This window comes from Enterobacter cloacae complex sp. FDA-CDC-AR_0164 (genome assembly GCF_003071645.1).
GTDB lineage: Bacteria > Pseudomonadota > Gammaproteobacteria > Enterobacterales > Enterobacteriaceae > Enterobacter > Enterobacter ludwigii.
Genome location: NZ_CP028950.1, coordinates 4,601,129 through 4,621,318, shown reverse-complemented (window position 1 = coordinate 4,621,318; position 20,190 = coordinate 4,601,129). Strand labels below are relative to the sequence as shown.

The window sequence follows — 20,190 nt, the reverse complement described above, 5'->3', positions numbered from 1 at the left end:
AAAGCGTGCGGCTTTTCAAAAGTCGCCATTTTTTGCTATCAGACATAAAAAAAACAGGGCCGAAGCCCTGTTCATTAAGCATATAACAAAGTGGTGTACTGATTAGAACTGGTAGGTCACAGCCATTGCAACCTGGTCGTCTTTACCGTTCACGATACCCACGCTACGAGAGTAGTCGGTGTCGTCGATCAGGTTCAACTGGTAATCAACATAGATGTTGAAGTTTTTGTTGAAGTAGTAAGTTGCACCCAGTTCAACGAATTTCTGCAGGTCAGCATCGCCGCCAGCGAAGGTGCCACGTTGTGCAAGGTTTTTACCTTTAGACTGCACGTAGGACACGGATGGGCGCAGACCGAAGTCGAACTGGTACTGAGCGATAACTTCGAAGTTCTGCGTTTTGTTTGCGAAAGAACCGTCGTCTTCACGGGTCATGTTACGCGTTTCAGCATAGGTGGTTGCCAGGTAGATGTTGTTCGCATCGTATTTAGCACCAACAGCCCATGCTTCCGCTTTCTCGCCTTTGCCGTCTGCGGATTGCCCGTCAGTACGGTCAGAGTTGCTGTATGCGCCGATCAGGCCGAAACCTTCACCGAACTCATAACCTACAGAGGTACCGAAACCGTCACCGTTAGCGGTTCTCACGTCAGTACGCTCGTTTTTGCCCTGATACTGCAGACCCAGGCTCAGACCGTCAACCAGACCGAAGAAGTCAGAGTTGCGGTAAGTCAGGAGACCAGAGTTACGGCCAGTCATGAAGTTGTCAGAGTAGTTTGCCCAGGTCATACCTGAGAAAGATGGCGCCATATCGGTGTAAGATTCTACGTCGTATACGATACCGTAGTTACGGCCGTAGTCGATGGAACCTGCATCACCCGCTTTCAGACCGGCGAATGCCAGACGGGTACGCTGAGTCTGGTTGCTTTCTGCCTGGCTTGCCAGAGCACGGTATTCCCACTGACCGAAACCAGTCAGTTGGTCGTTAATTTGAGTCTCGCCTTTGAAACCGATCTGAGCATAGGTAGCGTCGTTGCTGTCAGTGTTGTCACCAGAGGTAACGAAGTCGTGCTCACCAACCACTTTCCCGTACAGATCCAGTTTGTTGCCGCTTTTGTTATAGATTTCTGCAGCGTTAGCTGCACCGGCTACCAGCAGGGCAGGGATTACCACTGCCAGAATATTGCGCTTCATCATTATTTATTACCCTCATTGGTTTTTTTATGACACTCGCCACTGCCGTCAATAAATTCTGTCAATAAATATTTCCGGAACTATTGATGAGAGTTAGGTGTCTTTATGTATCTGACAGGCATCTTTCCATTCATAGAACCGTTTCGCTAGCCTGAAAGTGCTACAATTCTCAAGATTAAGTTACAAAAAGAAATCATGTGTAACAAAATGTGTATTTTTCGGAACTTTGTGAACCACCTCAAATTTCAGCGTCCACTGGCGAATTAAACGACAGATACTTTGATATCTATATGAAAAGCTTATAATTAATTTAGATAAAGGCAATTCGTATAAACAGAAGCCAAACGGCTCATTTTTTCTTATGACCCGAAAAAGACTTCTGGATGGCTGTAAAACTGGTTGAATTTTGTGCTATTGCTTCAGATTGCAATAAGCGCAATAAGAATGGGGTTTATTTTTTGTGCGTAGATGTTTCGTGGAAACAAAACGTAACAGGTAGTGGTTGTAACGGGGTTGTGGTTTAAAAATGCTGACTTTGCGCTGACGAAAACTGACAATGCAGAATAAAATAATGGCCAGCAATTGCTGGCCATTTGTTATTCAGTCGATTAGAAGCTGGCGTTACGCGGTGTGCGTGGGAATGGAATAACGTCACGGACGTTCTGAACACCGGTGACATAGGCGATGAGACGCTCAAAGCCCAGACCAAAACCGGCATGCGGGACGGTACCGTAACGGCGTAAATCGCGATACCAGCTGTAATCCGCAGGATTAAGGCCCATCTCTTCCATGCGTGCGTCCAGTACGTCAAGACGCTCTTCACGCTGAGAACCACCGATGATTTCACCAATGCCCGGTGCCAGGACGTCCATCGCCGCAACGGTTTTACCGTCTTCGTTAAGGCGCATATAGAAGGCCTTAATGTCTTTCGGGTAGTTTTTCACCACAACCGGTGCTTTGAAGTGCTTCTCGGCCAGGTAACGCTCGTGCTCAGACGCCAGGTCAACGCCCCAGTAAACCGGGTTCTCAAACTTCTCACCGCATTTCTCGAGGATGGCCACCGCGTCGGTGTAGTCCACCTGCGCGAAATCTGCCGAGACGAAACGCTCCAGACGTGCGACTGCATCGCTGTCGACACGCTCTGCGAAGAATTTCATGTCGTCAGGACGCTCTTCCAGCACCGCTTTGAAGACATATTTCAGCATCGCTTCTGCCAGACCCGCGACATCATCCAGATCTGCGAACGCCACTTCAGGCTCCAGCATCCAGAATTCCGCCAGGTGACGGCTGGTGTTGGAGTTTTCTGCACGGAAGGTAGGACCAAAGGTGTAGATTTTGGACAGCGCGCAGGCGTAAGTTTCACCGTTGAGCTGACCAGAAACCGTCAGGAAGGCCTCTTTACCGAAGAAGTCTTTGTCATAGTCCACTTTACCTTCTGGCGTACGCGGCAGGTTTTCCATGTCCAGCGTAGAGACGCGGAACATTTCACCCGCACCTTCCGTATCGGACGCAGTGATCAGTGGAGTAGACACCCAGAAATAACCCTGCTCATCGAAGAAACGATGCAGCGCCTGCGCCAGCGTATGACGCACGCGGGCAACCGCACCAATCAGGTTGGTGCGTGGACGCAGGTGCGCCACTTCACGCAGGTATTCGATGCTGTGACGTTTTGCCGCCATTGGGTAGGTGTCGGGATCTTCAACCCAGCCAGTGACTTCAATGGCTGAGGCCTGAATTTCGAAACTCTGACCCTGACCAGGTGATGCCACAACAACACCGGTTACGATAACGGAACAACCCGTTGTCAGGCGCAGAACGTCATCATTGTAATTGGGCAGAGAATTATTAATGACGGCCTGTACAGGATCAAAGCAGGAACCGTCATAGACGGCAAGGAAGGAGATGCCAGCTTTAGAATCTCGGCGAGTACGCACCCATCCGCGCACGGTGACTTCTTGGTCAACGGCGACACGGCCCTGGAGTACGTCGGCTACAGGCACAACGCTCATAATATTCTCTCTGTTAATAGTCGGAAAAAATAAACACTTGTCCACCCTTACTGGGGGGGATATCTATGTTACCTGGCATCCGCCATCAGACAAGCAGATTTCGCAGTCAAAAGAGAAGAATTAAGAAATAAATTGAGGAGAGGGGAGCCTGAAAGGCTCCCGAAAGCAGTTAACTGGCTTTTTTGATCTGCGGCAGATCGAATGCTTTGCGTAATGCGCGCACAAAGGCTTTGTCATGGCAGATGGTTTTACCGGGGCTATCGGAGAGCTTCGCTACCGGCTTACCGTTACATTCCACCAGTTTTATCACGATGTTCAGAGGTTTTACCTGAGGGATGTCGCAGGTCAGACGGGTGCCAATCCCAAAGCTCAGGTTAATTCTGGAGGTGAAATGACGATAGAGATCGACCGCTTTCGCCAGATCGAGGTTATCAGAGAAGACCAGCACCTTGGTCATTGGGTCAATGCCCAGTTTTTCGTAATGGGCAATGGCCTTTTCACCCCATTCAACCGGATCCCCGGAATCATGGCGTAATCCCTGATAACGTTCGGCAAATTCAGGGCCAAAATCACGCAGGAACGCGTCCATCGTAATACAGTCGGTAAGCGCGATGCCCAGTTGATTGGGATATTCTTCCAGCCACGCGGCCAGTGCGGCACGCTGGCTGTTTGCCAGGTCCGGGCTTATCTGCTGATGCGCCTGGAACCACTCATGCGCCTGGGTACCCATTGGGGTCAGATCCAGACGACGTGCCAGATCGTAGTTGCTGGTGCCCACGAACCACGGCTCCTGCTGCAGACGCTTCACAATAGCCTGCTGCACTTCGCGAGAGAAACGGCGACGCGTGCCAAAATCCATCAGGCGGAAGCGGGACATATCGAGCCCTTCGGTCAGCGTTGAGAATGCGGCCAGTTTATTTTCCAGCGACGCGACCGCCTGCTCAACGCCGGTTTCCGGCGAACGGTAGCGGTGGGCCAGTTCACTGATCACCGCGAGAAGCGGAACTTCCCACATGATCACTTCACGCCACGGGCCTTCAAGACGAATATCCAGCTTGCCGTTATCATTGACCACGGTCACCTGCTCCGGCTTATAGCGGAAGTCGCGCAGCCAGTTCAGGTAGTCAGCTTTAAAGAAGGGCAGGCCAGAGAGCCACTGATATTCGTCGTCCTGCAGCGTCAGATGCTGCATAGCATCGACCTGTTCACGAATGGAGTCTGCGTAGATACCGAGCAAGTCGTCACCACGGCAGCGGAATTCCGCCGCGACATGGACGTCATAGTAATGGTGGAAAACGGCTTGCTGCATATGCAGTTTATACGCGTCGGTATCCAGCAATGTATGCAGAACAGGAGAAGCGAATTGAGTCATAGGTGCGCAGTAGCATCCTCTCACAGGAGCGTTTAGTACAATAAACAACTCCGGAGTATACCTTGTTTAGTGATTTATTGAACCCCGATCACAACATAAGCGCTCTTTATGGTCGAGGGCATTTTGTGCCCCGTGTTATACAAATGTAGCGAAAAAGGTGTTTGTACCTGAAAAGATGAACATTCTGCATAGCGCGTTTTACACAACAGGAATAGACTGGATTCGTTATTCGACAAACGATGCATAAGGTTTTCTATGACACAACAGCCACAAGCCAAATACCGCCACGACTACCGTGCGCCGGATTACCTGATTAGCGATATCGATCTGACTTTTGACCTGGATGCCACTAAAACCGTTGTCACGGCGGTAAGCCAGCTCACGCGCCAGAGCGCGACGGCTGTGCCGCTGCGTCTGGATGGTGAAGACCTGACGCTGGTCTCCGTGCAAATCAATGATCAAGCATGGTCTGACTATAAAATAGAAGGCAACCAGCTGGTTATCGACAACCTGCCGGAACGCTTTACGCTGCGCATCGTGAATGAAATCAGCCCGGCTGCCAACACGGCGCTGGAAGGGCTTTACCAGTCTGGCGTGGCCCTCTGCACCCAGTGTGAGGCCGAAGGTTTCCGCCACATTACCTGGTATCTTGACCGCCCGGACGTGCTGGCACGCTTTACAACGAAAATCATCGCCGATAAAACCCTCTATCCGTTCCTGCTTTCCAACGGCAACCGCGTAGGTGAAGGCGAGCTGGAAAACGGTCGCCACTGGGTACAGTGGCAGGATCCGTTCCCGAAACCGTGTTACCTGTTTGCGCTGGTGGCGGGTGATTTCGACGTGCTGCGTGATACGTTCAAAACCCGTTCAGGCCGCGACGTCGCGCTGGAGTTGTTCGTCGACCGCGGCAACCTGGACCGCGCGCCATGGGCGATGACCTCGCTTATCAACTCCATGAAGTGGGATGAAGAGCGCTTTGGCCTCGAGTATGACCTCGACATCTATATGATCGTTGCTGTCGACTTCTTCAACATGGGCGCGATGGAGAATAAAGGTCTTAACGTCTTTAACTCCAAATACGTGCTGGCACGTACCGATACCGCGACCGATAAAGATTACCTGGATATTGAACGCGTCATCGGACACGAGTATTTCCATAACTGGACCGGAAACCGCGTCACCTGCCGTGACTGGTTCCAGCTGAGCCTGAAAGAGGGCCTGACCGTCTTCCGTGACCAGGAGTTCAGTTCCGATCTGGGTTCCCGTGCGGTGAACCGCATTAACAACGTGCGCACCATGCGTGGCCTGCAGTTTGCGGAAGATGCCAGCCCAATGGCACACCCTATCCGTCCCGATAAAGTCATCGAGATGAATAACTTCTACACCCTGACGGTGTACGAAAAAGGGGCGGAAATTATCCGCATGATCCATACCCTGCTGGGTGAAGAGAACTTCCAGAAAGGGATGCAGCTCTACTTCGAGCGTCATGACGGCAGCGCAGCCACCTGCGACGATTTTGTGCAGGCGATGGAGGATGCGTCTAATGTCGATCTTTCCCATTTCCGCCGCTGGTACAGCCAGGCCGGGACGCCGATTGTCACCGTCAAAGACGACTACAATCCGGAAACCGAGCAGTACACCCTGACCATCAGCCAGCGCACGCCGCCAACGGCAGAGCAGGAAGAAAAACACCCGCTGCACATTCCTTTCAGTATTGAACTGTATGACAACGAGGGTAACGTGATCCCGCTGCAGAAGGGCGGTCATCCGGTCCACCACGTCCTGAACGTGACCCAGGCGGAACAGACCTTTATCTTTGATAACGTCTATTTCCAGCCGGTTCCCGCGCTGCTGTGTGAATTCTCTGCGCCCGTGAAACTGGAATATAAGTGGAGCGACCAGCAACTGACGTTCCTGATGCGCCATGCGCGCAATGACTTCTCACGCTGGGATGCGGCGCAAAGCCTGCTGGCGACCTACATCAAGCTGAACGTTAATCGTCATCAGCAGGGCCAGCCGCTGTCGCTGCCGGTTCACGTTGCGGACGCATTCCGCGCAGTCCTGCTGGATGAGAAGATTGACCCGTCGCTGGCGGCTGAAATTCTGACGTTGCCATCCGCAGGCGAAATCGCCGAACTGTTCGACATCATCGATCCGATTGCCATTGTGGCGGTGCGTGAAGCGCTGACCCGTACGCTGGCGAACGAGCTTGCGGACGAATTCCTCGCAATCTACAACGCCAATAAGCTTGACGCTTATCGTGTGGAACATGCTGACATCGGTAAACGTTCCCTGCGTAACACCTGCCTGCGTTATCTGGCCTTCGGTGAGCGCGAGCTGGCAAACACGCTGGTGAGCAAGCAGTATCACGAAGCAGACAACATGACCGACGCGCTGGCAGCCCTGGCTGCAAGTGTTGCCGCTGAACTGCCATGCCGTGATGCGCTGATGCAGGAGTACGACGACAAGTGGCATCAGGATGGTCTGGTCATGGACAAGTGGTTCATCCTGCAGGCCACCAGCCCGGCGGCCGATGTCCTCAGCAATGTACGCAGTCTGCTGAAGCATCGCTCCTTCACCATGAGCAACCCAAACCGCGTGCGTTCCCTGATTGGCGCGTTTGCCAGCAGCAACCCGGCGGCGTTCCATGCGGAAGATGGCAGCGGTTATCAGTTTATGGTGGAAATGTTGACCGAGCTGAACAGCCGTAACCCACAGGTGGCGTCACGCCTGATTGAGCCGCTGATCCGTCTGAAACGCTATGATGCACAGCGCCAGGCGAAAATGCGTGCTGCGCTTGAGCAACTGAAAGGGCTGGAAAACCTGTCTGGCGATCTGTACGAGAAGATCGCTAAGGCACTGGCCTGATCGAAAGACCAACCCTCCCTCTCCCGGTGGGAGAGGGAGGACGTCAGCCGTGAGCCGTCATTAACGCTCGCTCGCTGACCCCGCGCTGCATCACCCGATTCAGCACTTCCGCCTCCAGCTCTGCCAGTCTTGCCGACCCTACGCGGCGCGGACGCGCAATATCGACCGTGACATCAAGACCGATTTTCCCTTCTTCTATTAGCAGCACGCGGTCTGCCATCGCGACGGCTTCGCTCACGTCGTGCGTCACCAGAAGTACCGTAAAGCCATGCTTTTGCCAGAGTGCGGCAATCAGGTCCTGCATTTCGATTCGCGTCAGGGCGTCGAGCGCGCCGAGTGGCTCATCCAGCAGCAGCAAGCCCGGACGATGTATCAGCGCTCGCGCCAGCGCCACGCGTTGCTTCTGCCCGCCGGAGAGCGCCGCAGGCCATTCACCCGCACGGTTTTCCAGCCCTACGGCGGCCAGCGCCTGGCGGGCTTCATCCCGCCAGTTGCCGTTGAGGCCCAGTCCGACATTATCAATCACCGTTTTCCAGGGCAGCAGGCGAGCGTCCTGAAACATCATGCGGGTATCATCCTGAATAGTGGCCAGCGGTGTCGCGCCTGCCAGAATTTCGCCGCCGTTGGGGGATTCCAGCCCGGCTAAAAGGCGTAACAACGTACTCTTGCCGCCGCCGCTGCGGCCCACAATGGCGACAAATTGTCCGGCAGGAATATGCAGATCCAGCGCGTTGAGAATCGTGTTTTCGCCATAGCGCTTCGTGACACCGTTAAGGAGCAGCGGTGTACCCTGAGTCAGTCGGGCAGTATTCATGCTTTAGCCTCCTGTGAAATATAGGCTGGATTCCAGCGCAGCCAGCTGCGTTCCAGCCACTGGGCGCTGACGTCGGCAAGTTTGCCGAGCAGGGCATAGAGGATAATGGCCACCACCACCACGTCCGTTTGCAGAAATTCGCGGGCGTTCATCGCCAGATAGCCAATCCCTGAGTTTGCAGAGATGGTCTCTGCCACAATCAGCGTCAGCCACATCAGGCCGAGCGCAAAGCGCACGCCGACCACTATGGAGGGCAGGGCGCCCGGCAGGATCACATGCATAAAGAGGGCAAAACCGGACAGGCCGTAACTGCGTGCCATTTCGACCAGTCCGCGATCGATGTTGCGGATCCCATGCCAGGTATTAATGTAAATCGGGAACAGCGTACCCAGCGCGACGAGAAAAATTTTGGCGCTCTCATCAATACCAAACCATAAAATGACCAGCGGAATCAGCGCCAGATGCGGCACGTTACGCAGCATCTGAATGGAGGTATCGAGCAGCCGCTCGCCCCAGCGAGAAAGCCCGCTGATCAGACCCAGTACCAGGCCGATGCTTCCGCCAATCGAAAAACCAATTACCGCACGCCATGAGCTGATGGCCAAATGCTGCCAGAGTTCGCCGCTGACGCTCAGCGACCAGAATGCCTCTATTACGCCCTCCGGAGAGGGCAGGATACGGCTCGACAGCCAGCCGGCAGAGGACGCGAGTTGCCAGACAAGCACAATGCCAACGGGTAAAAACCATGGGGCGGCACGTAGCAACCATTTTTGTGAGGGGGCAGTCATGGCAACTCCTTAACTTTGTGCGGCTCTTCGCGGGATAAACTCGTTAGCCACGGCTTCGCCCTGAAGCTGGAGCTGGCGGGGCTGCGGTACGTCCGGGATGGTGACATCAAGATGCGGGAATAACAGCTCGCCCACTTTGTAGGCTTCTTCCAGGTGCGGATAACCGGAGAGGATAAAACTGTCGATACCCAGGTCCGCGTATTCATTGATCCGCGCAGCCACCGTTGGACCGTCGCCGACCAGCGCGGTACCCGCACCGCCGCGCACCAGGCCGACGCCCGCCCACAGGTTCGGGCTGATCTCCAGATTCTCGCGCTTACCGTTGTGCAATGACGCCATTCTGTGCTGGCCGACGGAGTCGGTTTTCGCAAACGCCGCCTGAGCTTTAGCGATAGTCTCATCATCCAGATGCGCGATCAGCCGGTCGGCCGCCTGCCAGGCTTCTTCATTGGTTTCACGCACAATCACATGCAGGCGAATACCAAAGCGCACCTTGCGACCATGCGCTGCCGCTTTGGCGCGTACCTGGGCAATTTTCTCTTTGACCAGCTCGGGCGGCTCACCCCAGGTGAGGTAGAGATCAACCTGTTCAGCCGCCAGATCCTGCGCCACATCTGATGAGCCGCCGAAGTAAAGAGGAGGGCGCGGCTGCTGCACCGGCGGGAAGTAGAGCCTGGCGTCGCGAACGTGAATATGTTTACCTTCGAAGGTGACGGTTTCCCCCTCCAGCAGACGTCGCCAGACGCGGGTGAACTCGGCGGACGCTTCATAGCGTTCGGTATGATCGAGGAACACGCCGTCACCCGCCAGCTCCTGCGGATCGCTTCCGGTGACCAGGTTAAACAGGGCCCGGCCGTTAGAGAGCCGGTCGAGCGTTGCCGCCTGGCGCGCCGCGACGGTCGGGGAGACCACGCTCGGGCGCAGCGCCACGAGGAACTTCAGGCGTTGGGTCACGGGGATCATCGATGCGGCTACCAGCCACGCATCCTCGCACGAGCGTCCGGTGGGGATCAGTACGCCGGTAAAACCGATTCGGTCGGCTGCCTGCGCAATCTGCTGCAGATAGCCGTGGTCAACCGGGCGTGAACCCTCTTCTGTGCCAAGATAGTGTCCATCACCGTGGGTGGGTAAAAACCAGAAAAGATTCAGACTCATGATTTGGTTCCTTCTTTGCCTGCGGGTTGCCAGATGCGTTCGCGAATATTCACCTGTTTTGGAACAAGGCGATTTTGATAGAAGAGATCTGCGGTTTGCTGCTGCAGCGCAGCGACGTGTGCGTCCACCGGGGTAATGGTGGTCTGTGGACGGTGATCGAGATAGCTCGCGATCACCGGCTCAGGTAAGCCCATGGTTTTCGCCAGCAGGGTAATGCTTTCCTGACGTTGGCTTTGCGTTAGCGCATCCGCCTGAGTAAAGGTGTTGAGAACATCCTGAATAAAAGCGCCATTCTTTTCCGCATACGGGCGCGCGGCGAGGTAGAACGAGCCGGTTTGTTTCAGCGTGGTGCCATCTTTTAATACCCGCACGCCACCCTGCAGTAAAGCTGCGGAGTAGTAGGGATCCCAGATAGCCCACGCGTCGACATTACCCTGCTGGAAAGCGGCGCGAGCATCAGCCGGCGTCAAATAAACGGGCTGAATGTCGGTGAATTTAAGCCCGGCCTCCTGCAGGGCCCGCAGCAGCAGGTTATGCGAGCTGGAGCCTTTCTGGAATGCAACCTTGTGGCCTTTGAGATCGGCGACAGTCTTAATGGTGCTATTTTCAGGGACCAGAATGACCTCAGCCTTCGGCTTGGCCGGCTCAACGCCGACATAAACCAGGTCGGCCCCCGCCGCCTGCGCGAATATTGGCGGAATATCCCCGGTGCTGCCGAGGTCGATGCTTCCGACATTCAGGGCTTCCAGCATTTGCGGGCCAGCAGGGAACTCAATCCAGGAGAATGTGGTCTTCGGGAAGCGTTTTTCCAGAAGCTGATGGCTTTTGGCCAGCACCATACTGACGCTGCCTTTCTGATAGCCGATGCGTAAATGTTCAGGCGCCGTCTCTGCCGCGTGGGCCAGCGAGGTGAGCGCTAACAGCCCGGCCAGTCCGAGACGGGTTAATCTTTTAAACATGGGCGACTCCCTGTGAATGGTTAAACGCCGGGGCGTGGATATCTCTGCGGTGCAGGGCATGCCAGAAGGTTTCCAGGGCGCTGTCGAGGCGGGTTTGCAGATTCGGCGTGAAGTGAGGCTTGTGTTGATAATCGATAACCTGCGAGTCGTCGGCAAAGACGCCGTGGAGGATCTCCTGCGCTTTTAGCGCATTGAGTACCGGCTTAAGGGCATAATCTACCGCCAGTAAATGGGCCACCGTGCCGCCCGTTGCCAGTGGCAGAACCACTTTGCCGTCCAGCGCACGTTCAGGCAGCAGATCGAGCAGGGTTTTCAGGGCCCCGGAAAACGAAGCTTTATAGATAGGCGTCGCCACGATTAAGCCATCAGCCCCTTTAAGCTGTTCAGTCAGCGTTTGCAGCGCCGGACTGTCAAAACGGGCGTAGAGCAGATCCTCGGGGTCGAAGTTATGCAGATTCCAGTGGCATACTTCCACATCCAGAGCATTGAGCTTTTCACGGGCATATTCCAGCAGTGCGCTGGAGCGAGAGGGGAATCGTGGACTTCCGGCCAGGGTTATGACGCGCATGCATGCTCCTTATAACTAATTGTTTGCTTTTATCTAACATTCATAACAATTTTCAGGAGTGTGACACTGCCCGGTTATTCCACTAAATGATTTATCTGCAATTTAAATGCGAAAAAGCGCATAAGAACGGGGCTGCGAGGTAAACGATTGCGTCTAACGGTGTTTTTTTTGCCACAGGTCAATTCCCTTTCCGGGCCGGATCGCACATAATCCCCTCCCGGTTTGCACACCGGGAATCCAGGAGAGTTCATGTACTACCCCTTCGTTCGTAAAGCCCTTTTCCAGCTCGATCCTGAGCGCGCTCATGAATTTACATTCCAGCAGTTACGTCGTATTACCGGAACGCCGCTGGCCGCACTGGTGCGTCAAAACGTGCCGGAAAAACCTGTGCAATGCATGGGCCTGACCTTTAAAAATCCGCTGGGTCTCGCGGCGGGTCTGGATAAAAATGGTGAGTGCATTGATGCCCTGGGCGCGATGGGCTTTGGCTCCATCGAAATCGGTACCGTCACGCCGCGTCCGCAGCCAGGTAATGATAAGCCGCGTCTGTTCCGCCTGGTCGAAGCCGAAGGGCTGATCAACCGCATGGGCTTTAATAACCTCGGCGTTGATCACCTTGTTGAGAACGTAAAAAAAGCCCATTTTGATGGTGTATTGGGCATCAATATTGGCAAAAATAAAGACACGCCGGTAGAGCAGGGTAAAGATGACTATCTGATTTGTATGGAAAAAGTCTATGCCTACGCGGGGTATATTGCGGTGAATATTTCCTCACCAAATACCCCAGGTCTGCGCTCTTTACAATATGGCGAAGCACTGGACGATCTTCTGAGTGCCATTAAAAATAAACAAAATGAGCTCCAGGCGATCCACCATAAATATGTTCCGGTCGCGGTTAAGATCGCACCGGATCTTTCTGCTGAAGAATTGATCCAGGTTGCCGACAGTTTAGTTCGCCATAATATTGACGGGGTGATTGCGACCAATACCACACTCGATCGCTCGCTCGTTCAGGGAATGAAAAACTGTGACGAAGCGGGTGGGTTAAGTGGACGTCCGGTACAATTAAAAAGCACAGAAATTATTCGTGCCCTGTCAGCAGAATTAAAAGGACGACTGCCGATTATTGGCGTCGGTGGTATCGACTCCGTGATTGCGGCTCGCGAGAAGATGGCGGCGGGTGCCTCACTGGTGCAAATCTATTCCGGTTTTATTTTTAAAGGACCGCAGCTGATTAAAGAAATCGTTACTCATATCTAATCTTTTCTCTTTATCAGACAACCAGGGCTTTATTTCCAGCCCTGGTTGTTTTATATTCCGTCATTGTTGCTTATTTAGTCATTATAGTCTTTTATTAATGGTGTTATAAACGAAGCGGCGAACAGGACATTTTTAGTACAGGAAGTTTGGGGACGGGAGAGAAACATGCGAATTAAACCTGACGATAACTGGCGCTGGTATTTTTGTGACGAGCATGACCGCATGATGCTCGATTTAGCCAATGGTATGTTGTTTCGTTCCCGTTTTGCTCGCCGAATGTTAACCCCGGACGCCTTCTCCCCGTCAGGCTTTTGTGTTGACGACGCTGCGCTTTATTTCTCCTTTGAAGAAAAATGCCGCGACCTGGTGCTTTCTAAAGAGCAGCGCGCCGAACTGGTATTAAACGCGTTAGTGGCCATTCGATTCCTGAAACCGCAAATGCCGAAAAGCTGGCATTTTTTACCGCACAGCATGAACTGGTCCCCCGCCACCGGCGATGCGGCGAGCGTAAACCTGAGCGATACCGCTGAAGAGGTGAGCCTGCTGGTGGTTGAGCCTGGCGAAAATGCCGCGCTCTGTCTGCTGGCCCAGCCCGGTGTGACCATTGCCGGGCGGACGATGCAACTGGGGGATGCCATTAAGGTAATGAATGACAGGCTGAAACCGCAGCAACGCGTAGATGCTTTCAGCCTCGAGCAGGCCGTTTAAGCTTCCAGCTGTACCGACGTTTTCGGAATACAGCTGCAGCACAGAATTGTACCATCATCGCCAATCGCGGATTTTTTCAGCGCGCTGACTTCTCCTTCGACCAGCTTGATTCGACAGCACCCACAGATGCCTGCCCGGCAGGAGTAAGGTACGCGGATCCCCGCTTGTTCCAGCTGTTCAAGTAAAACCTGCTGATTGTTGCCGCGGATAACGGTGCCCTGCCAGTGAATGTCTACGGGCGAACTGGCTGGCGTCTCAACGTCGACGAACTCTTCTTCCTGACCTGCGCCATACACTCTTGCGGGTCCACGGGCGAGAATTTCGACTTCGTCACCCACGCGGATGACGCCGCTTGAGCGCGGAATGAGGTTCTGGCCGAAATCCACATCGCCATTGTCCTGCGCTGTGCGGAATGACTGCAGGGTTTTTAACGGCTCGCCGGAAGGGTGTTTCTGGCCTTTTTCGGGACTGACGGTGGTAAAAATACAGCGGCTGCAGGGCTTCACGACATCAAATACCACGCTGCCGATACGGATCACTTTCCAGGTATCCTCTTCCCAGGCGTCAGCGCCTGTAACAACCAGGTTGGGACGAAACTGCTCCATCTGAACGCTGGCTTTACAGCGACGCTGCAGGTCGCGCAGGGAGGCGTCGTTAGTCAACAGGAAGGGGAAGCCGTCCGCGAATGAGAGCGGGACCGCCTCGTGGCGCTTAACGCGCCGCGTCAGCGCCGGGCCGACCCAGCGCAGCTGCACATCCCGGGAGAAGAAGCCACTCAGCCAGCGGTTAATGTCATCCGGGGCGATGCGCGCGGTAAAATGATTGCCCCACACTTCCGTTGGCGCTTCGACAGGCGCAAAATCAGCAAAGCGGATCACCACGCTGGAGCCATCCGGCGCGGTGAGATGCAAACCGTCATAAAGCGGGGAAGGGGTAAAGCGAACCATTTGTGGGAACTGGCGTGCGGTAATGAACGTACCGTCAGGTTCGGTGACCATAAAGATACGATCGAAGGCAAATCCGCTCATGTCGGCCAGCGCGTGTGAAACGCCGATCCCGCGCATGGATTTCACCGGATGAATAAAAAGCCTGGATAACGTCGCCACTGCACAGCCCCTCGAATGAAAATAAGCCTTCAACTTTATGACATACACGCCATATTAGCTATAATGCGCGACAATTTTCTAAGAGTAAAAGTGACGATATGAATTCTCTGTTTGCCAGTACGGCCCGTGGGCTGGAAGAGCTGTTAAAAACTGAACTGGAAACCCTGGGTGCGCAAGAGTGCCAGGTGGTTCAGGGTGGTGTCCATTTTGAGGGCGACACACGGCTTATTTACCAGAGCCTGATGTGGAGCCGTCTGGCATCACGCATCATGCTGCCGATGAAAGAGTGCAAGGTTTACAGCGACCTTGACCTCTATACCGGCGTACAGATGATCGACTGGACAGAGATCTTCTCCCCGAATGCCACCTTTGCCGTGCACTTTAATGGCGTGAACGATGAAATCCGCAACAGCCAGTATGGTGCCCTGCGCGTCAAAGACGCCATTGTGGACTGCTTCACGCGTAAAAATAAGGAACGCCCAAACGTCGATCGTGAAAATCCCGATCTGCGGATCAACGTCTGGCTCAACGGCGACACCGCCAGTATCTCTCTGGATCTGAGCGGCGCGGGTCTGCACCTGCGTGGTTATCGCGATCGTACCGGTATGGCGCCCATCAAAGAGACTCTCGCCGCCGCCATCGTGATGCGTTCCGGCTGGCAGCCAGGCACACCGCTGCTCGACCCGATGTGTGGCTCCGGTACGCTGCTGATTGAGGCCGCTATGCTGGCCACCGACCGCGCACCGGGCCTGCACCGCGGCCATTGGGGCTTCGGCGGCTGGGCGCAGCACGATGAGGCGCTGTGGAAAGAGGTCAAAGACGAAGCGCAGACCCGTGCACGTAAAGGTCTGGCGGAGTACACCTCCCATTTCTACGGCTCTGACAGCGACTCACGCGTCATTGAGCGTGCGCGCAGCAACGCCCGCCGTGCCGGTATCGGCGAGCTGGTCACCTTCGAGGTGAAAGACGTCGCGAACCTGACCAATCCGCTGCCAAAAGGCCCATACGGTACCGTTATCAGCAACCCGCCTTACGGCGAGCGTCTTGATAGCGAACCGGCGCTGATTGCCCTGCACAGCCTGCTGGGCCGTAATATGAAAAATGACTTTGGCGGCTGGAACCTGTCGCTGTTTAGCGCCTCGCCAGAACTGCTGAGCTGTCTGCAACTGCGTGCCGAACGCCAGTTTAAGGCGAAAAACGGCCCGCTGGACTGCGTGCAGAAAAACTACCATCTGGCCGAGAAAGCGGCGGACAGTAAACCATCGGGTGTGGCGGAAGATTACGCTAACCGCCTGCGTAAGAATCTGAAGAAATTCGAAAAATGGGCGAAACAGGAAGGTATCGAATGTTATCGCCTGTATGATGCCGATCTGCCGGAGTACAACGTGGCGGTTGACCGTTACGCTGACTGGGTTGTGGTGCAGGAATATGCGCCGCCAAAAACGATTGATGCACAAAAAGCGCGTCAGCGTATGCTGGACGTGATTGCGGCAACAATTTCGGTGCTGGGCATTGCGCCTAACAAACTGGTGCTGAAAACCCGTGAGCGTCAGAAAGGGAAAAATCAGTATCAGAAAATGGGTGAGAAGGGTGACTTTATCGAGGTGGGCGAATACAACGCGCGCCTGTGGGTTAACCTGACCGATTATCTGGATACCGGTCTGTTCCTTGACCACCGTATCGCCCGCCGCATGCTGGGCCAGATGAGCAAGGGTAAAGACTTCCTGAACCTGTTCTCCTATACCGGCAGCGCCAGCGTGCATGCTGGCCTTGGCGGCGCGCGCAGTACCACCACGGTGGATATGTCCCGTACTTACCTGGAATGGGCAGAACGTAACCTGCGCCTGAACGGTCTCACCGGGCGTCAGCATCGTCTGATGCAGGCTGACGTGCTGGGCTGGCTACGCGAAACGGACGAACAATTTGATCTGATCTTCATCGATCCCCCAACGTTCTCTAACTCCAAGCGTATGGAAGATAGCTTTGACGTTCAACGCGATCACCTGCGCCTGATGACCGACCTGAAACGCCTGCTGCGTAAGGGCGGTACCATTATGTTCTCGAATAACAAACGCGGCTTCCGCATGGATCATGAGGGGCTGGCTGCTCTGGGGCTGAAAGCACAAGAAATTAGCCAAAAAACGCTGTCCCAGGACTTTGCCCGTAATCGTCAGATCCATAACTGCTGGTTGATCTCCGCGGTCTGAAAGGAATAATACATGTCTTTAATTAGTATGCACGGCGCGTGGCTCTCTTTCAGCGACTCGCCGCTTCTCGACAATGCAGAACTGCACATCGAGGACAACGAGCGCGTCTGTCTGGTCGGCCGTAACGGCGCGGGTAAATCCACGCTGATGAAAATCCTCAACCGCGAACAGGGCCTGGACGACGGGCGTATTGTTTACGAGCAGGATCTTATCGTCTCTCGCCTGCAGCAGGATCCGCCGCGTCACGTGACCGGCAGCGTTTACGATTTTGTTGCCGAAGGTATCTCTGAGCAGGCCGAATACCTGAAGCGTTATCACGAGATTTCTCACCTGGTGATGACCGACCCGAGCGACAAGAATCTTAACGAACTGGCGAAAGTGCAGGAGATGCTCGATCACCACGGCCTGTGGCAGCTCGAAAACCGCATCAATGAAGTGCTGGCGCAGCTCGGACTGGAACCGGACATGGAGCTGTCGGCGCTTTCTGGCGGCTGGCTGCGTAAGGCTGCGCTTGGCCGCGCGCTGGTCAGCGGGCCGAAAGTGCTGCTGCTGGATGAACCGACGAACCACCTGGATATCGAAGCGATAGACTGGCTGGAAGGGTTCCTCAAAACCTTCAACGGGACCATTATCTTCATCTCCCACGACCGTTCGTTTATCCGCAATATGGCCACGCGTATTGTCGATCTCGATCGCGGCAAGCTGGTGACCTACCCTGGCGATTACGATACCTATCTGCTGGAGAAAGAAGAAAACCTGCGTGTGGAAGAGTTGCAGAACGCTGAATTCGACCGCAAGCTGGCGCAGGAAGAGGTCTGGATCCGTCAGGGCATCAAAGCCCGTCGTACCCGTAACGAAGGCCGCGTTCGCGCGCTGAAAGCGATGCGTCGTGAACGCAGCGAGCGCCGCGAAGTGATGGGCAGCGCCAGAATGCAGGTTGAAGAGGCCTCCCGTTCCGGCAAAATTGTCTTCGAAATGGAAAACGTCAACTATCAGGTTGATGGCAAAGTGCTGGTGAAAGACTTCTCCGCACAGGTTCAGCGTGGGGATAAAATCGCGCTGATCGGGCCGAATGGCTGCGGTAAAACCACGCTGTTGAAGCTGATGCTGGATCAGCTGAAGCCTGACAGCGGCCGCATTCACTGCGGTACTAAGCTCGAAGTGGCTTACTTCGACCAGCACCGTGCGGAGCTGGATCCGGACAGAACGGTGATGGATAACCTGGCGGAAGGTAAACAAGAGGTGATGGTTAACGGTAAGCCGCGCCATGTGCTGGGCTACCTGCAGGACTTCCTGTTCCATCCGAAACGTGCGCTGACGCCGGTACGCGCGTTGTCAGGCGGTGAGCGAAATCGTCTGCTGCTGGCACGTCTGTTCCTGAAGCCAAGTAACCTGCTGATCCTCGATGAACCAACAAACGACCTGGACGTGGAAACGCTCGAACTGCTGGAAGAGCTGATCGACGGCTATCAGGGAACCGTGATGCTGGTAAGCCACGACCGTCAGTTCGTCGATAACACCGTGACCGAGTGCTGGATCTTCGAAGGTGAAGGGCGAATCGGACAGTATGTGGGCGGCTATCACGATGCGAAAGGACAGCAGTCGCAGTCTCAGGCGCTAAAACAGGCTAAATCCAGAACCAGTTCCGAACCTGCTGTAACAAAAGCAGAAACTGTCAAGAAAACCTCGGTTAAACTAAGCTATAACCTGCAGCGCGAACTGGAAGGACTCCCTCAGCGTCTTGAAGAGCTGGAAGCCGCACTTGAAGATCTGCAGGCGCAGGTCGCTGATGCGTCATTCTTTACCCAATCGCATGACTATACTCAAAAAGTACTGGCAGAACTGTCCGCGGCTGAAAAAGCCCTGGAAGAAGCATTTGAGCGCTGGGAGTACCTTGAGTCTCTGAAGAACGGCGCATAAACAGGGATACAATATGTGTGACCAGCACCATGCCGACAGGCATATATTATGCTCTCAATGCGATATGCTCGTGGCGTTGCCAGAGCTTGGTCACGGACATAAAGCCCTGTGTCCCCGTTGCGGTACGACGTTGACAACCGAGTGGGACGCACCAAGGCAGCGTCCCACTGCTTATGCGCTGGCGGCGTTGTTCATGCTGCTGCTTTCCAATCTCTTCCCCTTCATTTATATGAAGGTGGGAGGGATGACCAGCCAGGTCGATTTGCTTGAAATTCCGGGGGTTATGTTCTCGGAAGACTATGCCAGCCTCGGCACCTTTTTCCTCCTGTTCGTACAGATCGTCCCGGCTTTTTGTCTGGTCGTCATTCTGTTGCTGGTGAACCGCGTCGCGATGCCCCTCGCGCTTAAAATCTGGCTCGCGCGTATCCTGTTCCAGTTAAAAAGCTGGGGTATGGCCGAAATCTTTCTGGCAGGTATCCTGGTCAGTTTCGTCAAACTGATGGCGTATGGCGATGTGGGTATCGGCAGCAGTTTTGTTCCCTGGTGTCTGTACTGCGTTCTGCAACTGCGCGCCTTCCAGTGTGTGGACAGACGTTGGGCGTGGGACGATATCGCGCCGGCACCGAGGCTGGTGCAGACGGTAAAGGTGGGGGTGCCAGGCATTCGTCAGGGGCTTCGTTCTTGCCCATGCTGCACTGCTGTGCTGCCAGCCGATCTGGATGTGTGCCCGCGCTGCGAAACAAAAGGATATGTGCGACGTAAAAATAGCCTGCAGTGGACAATGGCGCTGCTGGTGACTTCCATCATGTTGTACCTGCCGGCCAATATCCTGCCGATTATGATCACCGATTTGCTCGGTGACAAAATGCCCTCGACAATCCTTGCCGGGGTAATACTGCTGTGGGGTGAAGGCTCCTATCCTGTTGCGGGGGTGATCTTTATTGCCAGTATTATGGTACCCACGTTAAAAATGATCGCTATTGCCTGGCTCTGCTGGGATGCGAAAGGCCATGGCAAACGCGACAGCGAACGCATGCACCTGATTTATGAAGTCGTCGAGTTTGTTGGACGCTGGTCAATGATTGATGTGTTTGTTATTGCCGTTCTCTCTGCACTGGTGCGGATGGGCGGATTGATGAGTATTTATCCCGCGATGGGGGCATTAATGTTTGCGCTGGTCGTTATTATGACCATGTTCGCGGCCATGACCTTCGACCCTCGTTTATCGTGGGATCGTGAGCCTGAATCAAGCCATGAGGAACAGTAAG

The 20,190-nt window shown here is 54.5% G+C and carries 15 protein-coding genes; 6 read left to right on the top strand and 9 right to left on the bottom strand.

The features are described from left to right. Window positions 1-102 precede the first annotated feature (102 nt). The 3 genes from AM410_RS22815 to pncB form a co-directional block, all read right to left on the bottom strand. Window positions 103-1,191 (bottom strand): porin, encoded by a 1,089-nt coding sequence (locus AM410_RS22815; protein ID WP_020884808.1) that lies wholly within the window; start codon window positions 1,189-1,191, stop codon window positions 103-105. 605 nt (window positions 1,192-1,796) lie between these two features. After that, window positions 1,797-3,197, bottom strand: coding sequence for an asparagine--tRNA ligase (asnS, locus tag AM410_RS22810; RefSeq protein WP_032677806.1), 1,401 nt, complete (start codon window positions 3,195-3,197; stop codon window positions 1,797-1,799). 169 nt (window positions 3,198-3,366) lie between these two features. Further along, entirely contained in the window at window positions 3,367-4,569 is a 1,203-nt protein-coding gene (gene pncB, locus AM410_RS22805; protein ID WP_020884806.1) for a nicotinate phosphoribosyltransferase, read from the bottom strand. A 255-nt stretch (window positions 4,570-4,824) separates the two neighbouring features. Here pncB and pepN point away from each other — a divergent pair, with 255 nt between their 5' ends. Next, the gene (gene pepN, locus AM410_RS22800; protein WP_073395858.1) at window positions 4,825-7,437 is read left to right on the top strand and encodes an aminopeptidase N; all 2,613 of its coding nucleotides are present in this window, start codon (window positions 4,825-4,827) and stop codon (window positions 7,435-7,437) included. 43 nt (window positions 7,438-7,480) lie between these two features. Here the strand turns inward: pepN and ssuB are convergent, their stop codons facing one another. Genes ssuB through ssuE form a run of 5 tightly spaced genes read right to left on the bottom strand, consistent with a single transcriptional unit; the run spans window position 7,481 to window position 11,721 of the window. Next, entirely contained in the window at window positions 7,481-8,251 is a 771-nt protein-coding gene (ssuB, locus tag AM410_RS22795; RefSeq protein WP_032677808.1) for an aliphatic sulfonates ABC transporter ATP-binding protein, read from the bottom strand. Further along, window positions 8,248-9,039 (bottom strand): aliphatic sulfonate ABC transporter permease SsuC, encoded by a 792-nt coding sequence (gene ssuC / locus AM410_RS22790; RefSeq protein WP_073395859.1) that lies wholly within the window; start codon window positions 9,037-9,039, stop codon window positions 8,248-8,250. Before ssuC ends, ssuB begins: the two co-directional genes overlap by 4 nt. Window positions 9,040-9,048: 9 nt before the next feature. Then, window positions 9,049-10,194, bottom strand: a complete 1,146-nt coding sequence (gene ssuD / locus AM410_RS22785; protein ID WP_073395861.1) for an FMNH2-dependent alkanesulfonate monooxygenase — start codon at window positions 10,192-10,194, stop codon at window positions 9,049-9,051. Beyond that, window positions 10,191-11,153 carry a sulfonate ABC transporter substrate-binding protein gene (locus tag AM410_RS22780; RefSeq protein WP_020884802.1) on the bottom strand — a complete coding sequence of 321 codons (963 nt, stop codon included), beginning with the start codon at window positions 11,151-11,153 and terminating at the stop codon, window positions 10,191-10,193. Before AM410_RS22780 ends, ssuD begins: the two co-directional genes overlap by 4 nt. Beyond that, complete coding sequence (gene ssuE / locus AM410_RS22775; RefSeq protein ID WP_014169418.1) at window positions 11,146-11,721, bottom strand: NADPH-dependent FMN reductase; 576 nt, start codon at window positions 11,719-11,721, stop codon at window positions 11,146-11,148. The genes AM410_RS22780 and ssuE overlap by 8 nt, the downstream gene beginning before the upstream one ends. A 249-nt stretch (window positions 11,722-11,970) precedes the next feature. Here ssuE and pyrD point away from each other — a divergent pair, with 249 nt between their 5' ends. Continuing rightward, window positions 11,971-12,981 (top strand): quinone-dependent dihydroorotate dehydrogenase, encoded by a 1,011-nt coding sequence (pyrD, locus tag AM410_RS22770; protein WP_020884800.1) that lies wholly within the window; start codon window positions 11,971-11,973, stop codon window positions 12,979-12,981. A gap of 165 nt (window positions 12,982-13,146) precedes the next feature. After that, the gene (gene zapC / locus AM410_RS22765; protein WP_014169420.1) at window positions 13,147-13,689 is read left to right on the top strand and encodes a cell division protein ZapC; all 543 of its coding nucleotides are present in this window, start codon (window positions 13,147-13,149) and stop codon (window positions 13,687-13,689) included. Here zapC and AM410_RS22760 read toward each other — a convergent pair. Beyond that, entirely contained in the window at window positions 13,686-14,795 is a 1,110-nt protein-coding gene (locus AM410_RS22760) for a YcbX family protein (protein ID WP_025204540.1), read from the bottom strand. The two genes, zapC and AM410_RS22760, sit on opposite strands and share 4 nt — an antisense overlap. Before the next feature lie 98 nt (window positions 14,796-14,893). On the opposite strand from AM410_RS22760, the gene rlmKL reads away from it, so the two are divergent. Genes rlmKL through pqiA form a run of 3 tightly spaced genes read left to right on the top strand, consistent with a single transcriptional unit; the run spans window position 14,894 to window position 20,189 of the window. Next, on the top strand, window positions 14,894-17,002 hold the full coding sequence (gene rlmKL, locus AM410_RS22755; protein ID WP_032677814.1) for a bifunctional 23S rRNA (guanine(2069)-N(7))-methyltransferase RlmK/23S rRNA (guanine(2445)-N(2))-methyltransferase RlmL: 2,109 nt from the start codon (window positions 14,894-14,896) through the stop codon (window positions 17,000-17,002). A gap of 12 nt (window positions 17,003-17,014) precedes the next feature. Beyond that, complete coding sequence (locus AM410_RS22750) at window positions 17,015-18,922, top strand: ABC transporter ATP-binding protein (RefSeq protein ID WP_014169423.1); 1,908 nt, start codon at window positions 17,015-17,017, stop codon at window positions 18,920-18,922. 13 nt (window positions 18,923-18,935) lie between these two features. Beyond that, window positions 18,936-20,189 (top strand): membrane integrity-associated transporter subunit PqiA, encoded by a 1,254-nt coding sequence (gene pqiA, locus AM410_RS22745; RefSeq protein ID WP_014169424.1) that lies wholly within the window; start codon window positions 18,936-18,938, stop codon window positions 20,187-20,189. The last annotated feature ends 1 nt before the right edge of the window (window position 20,190 follow it).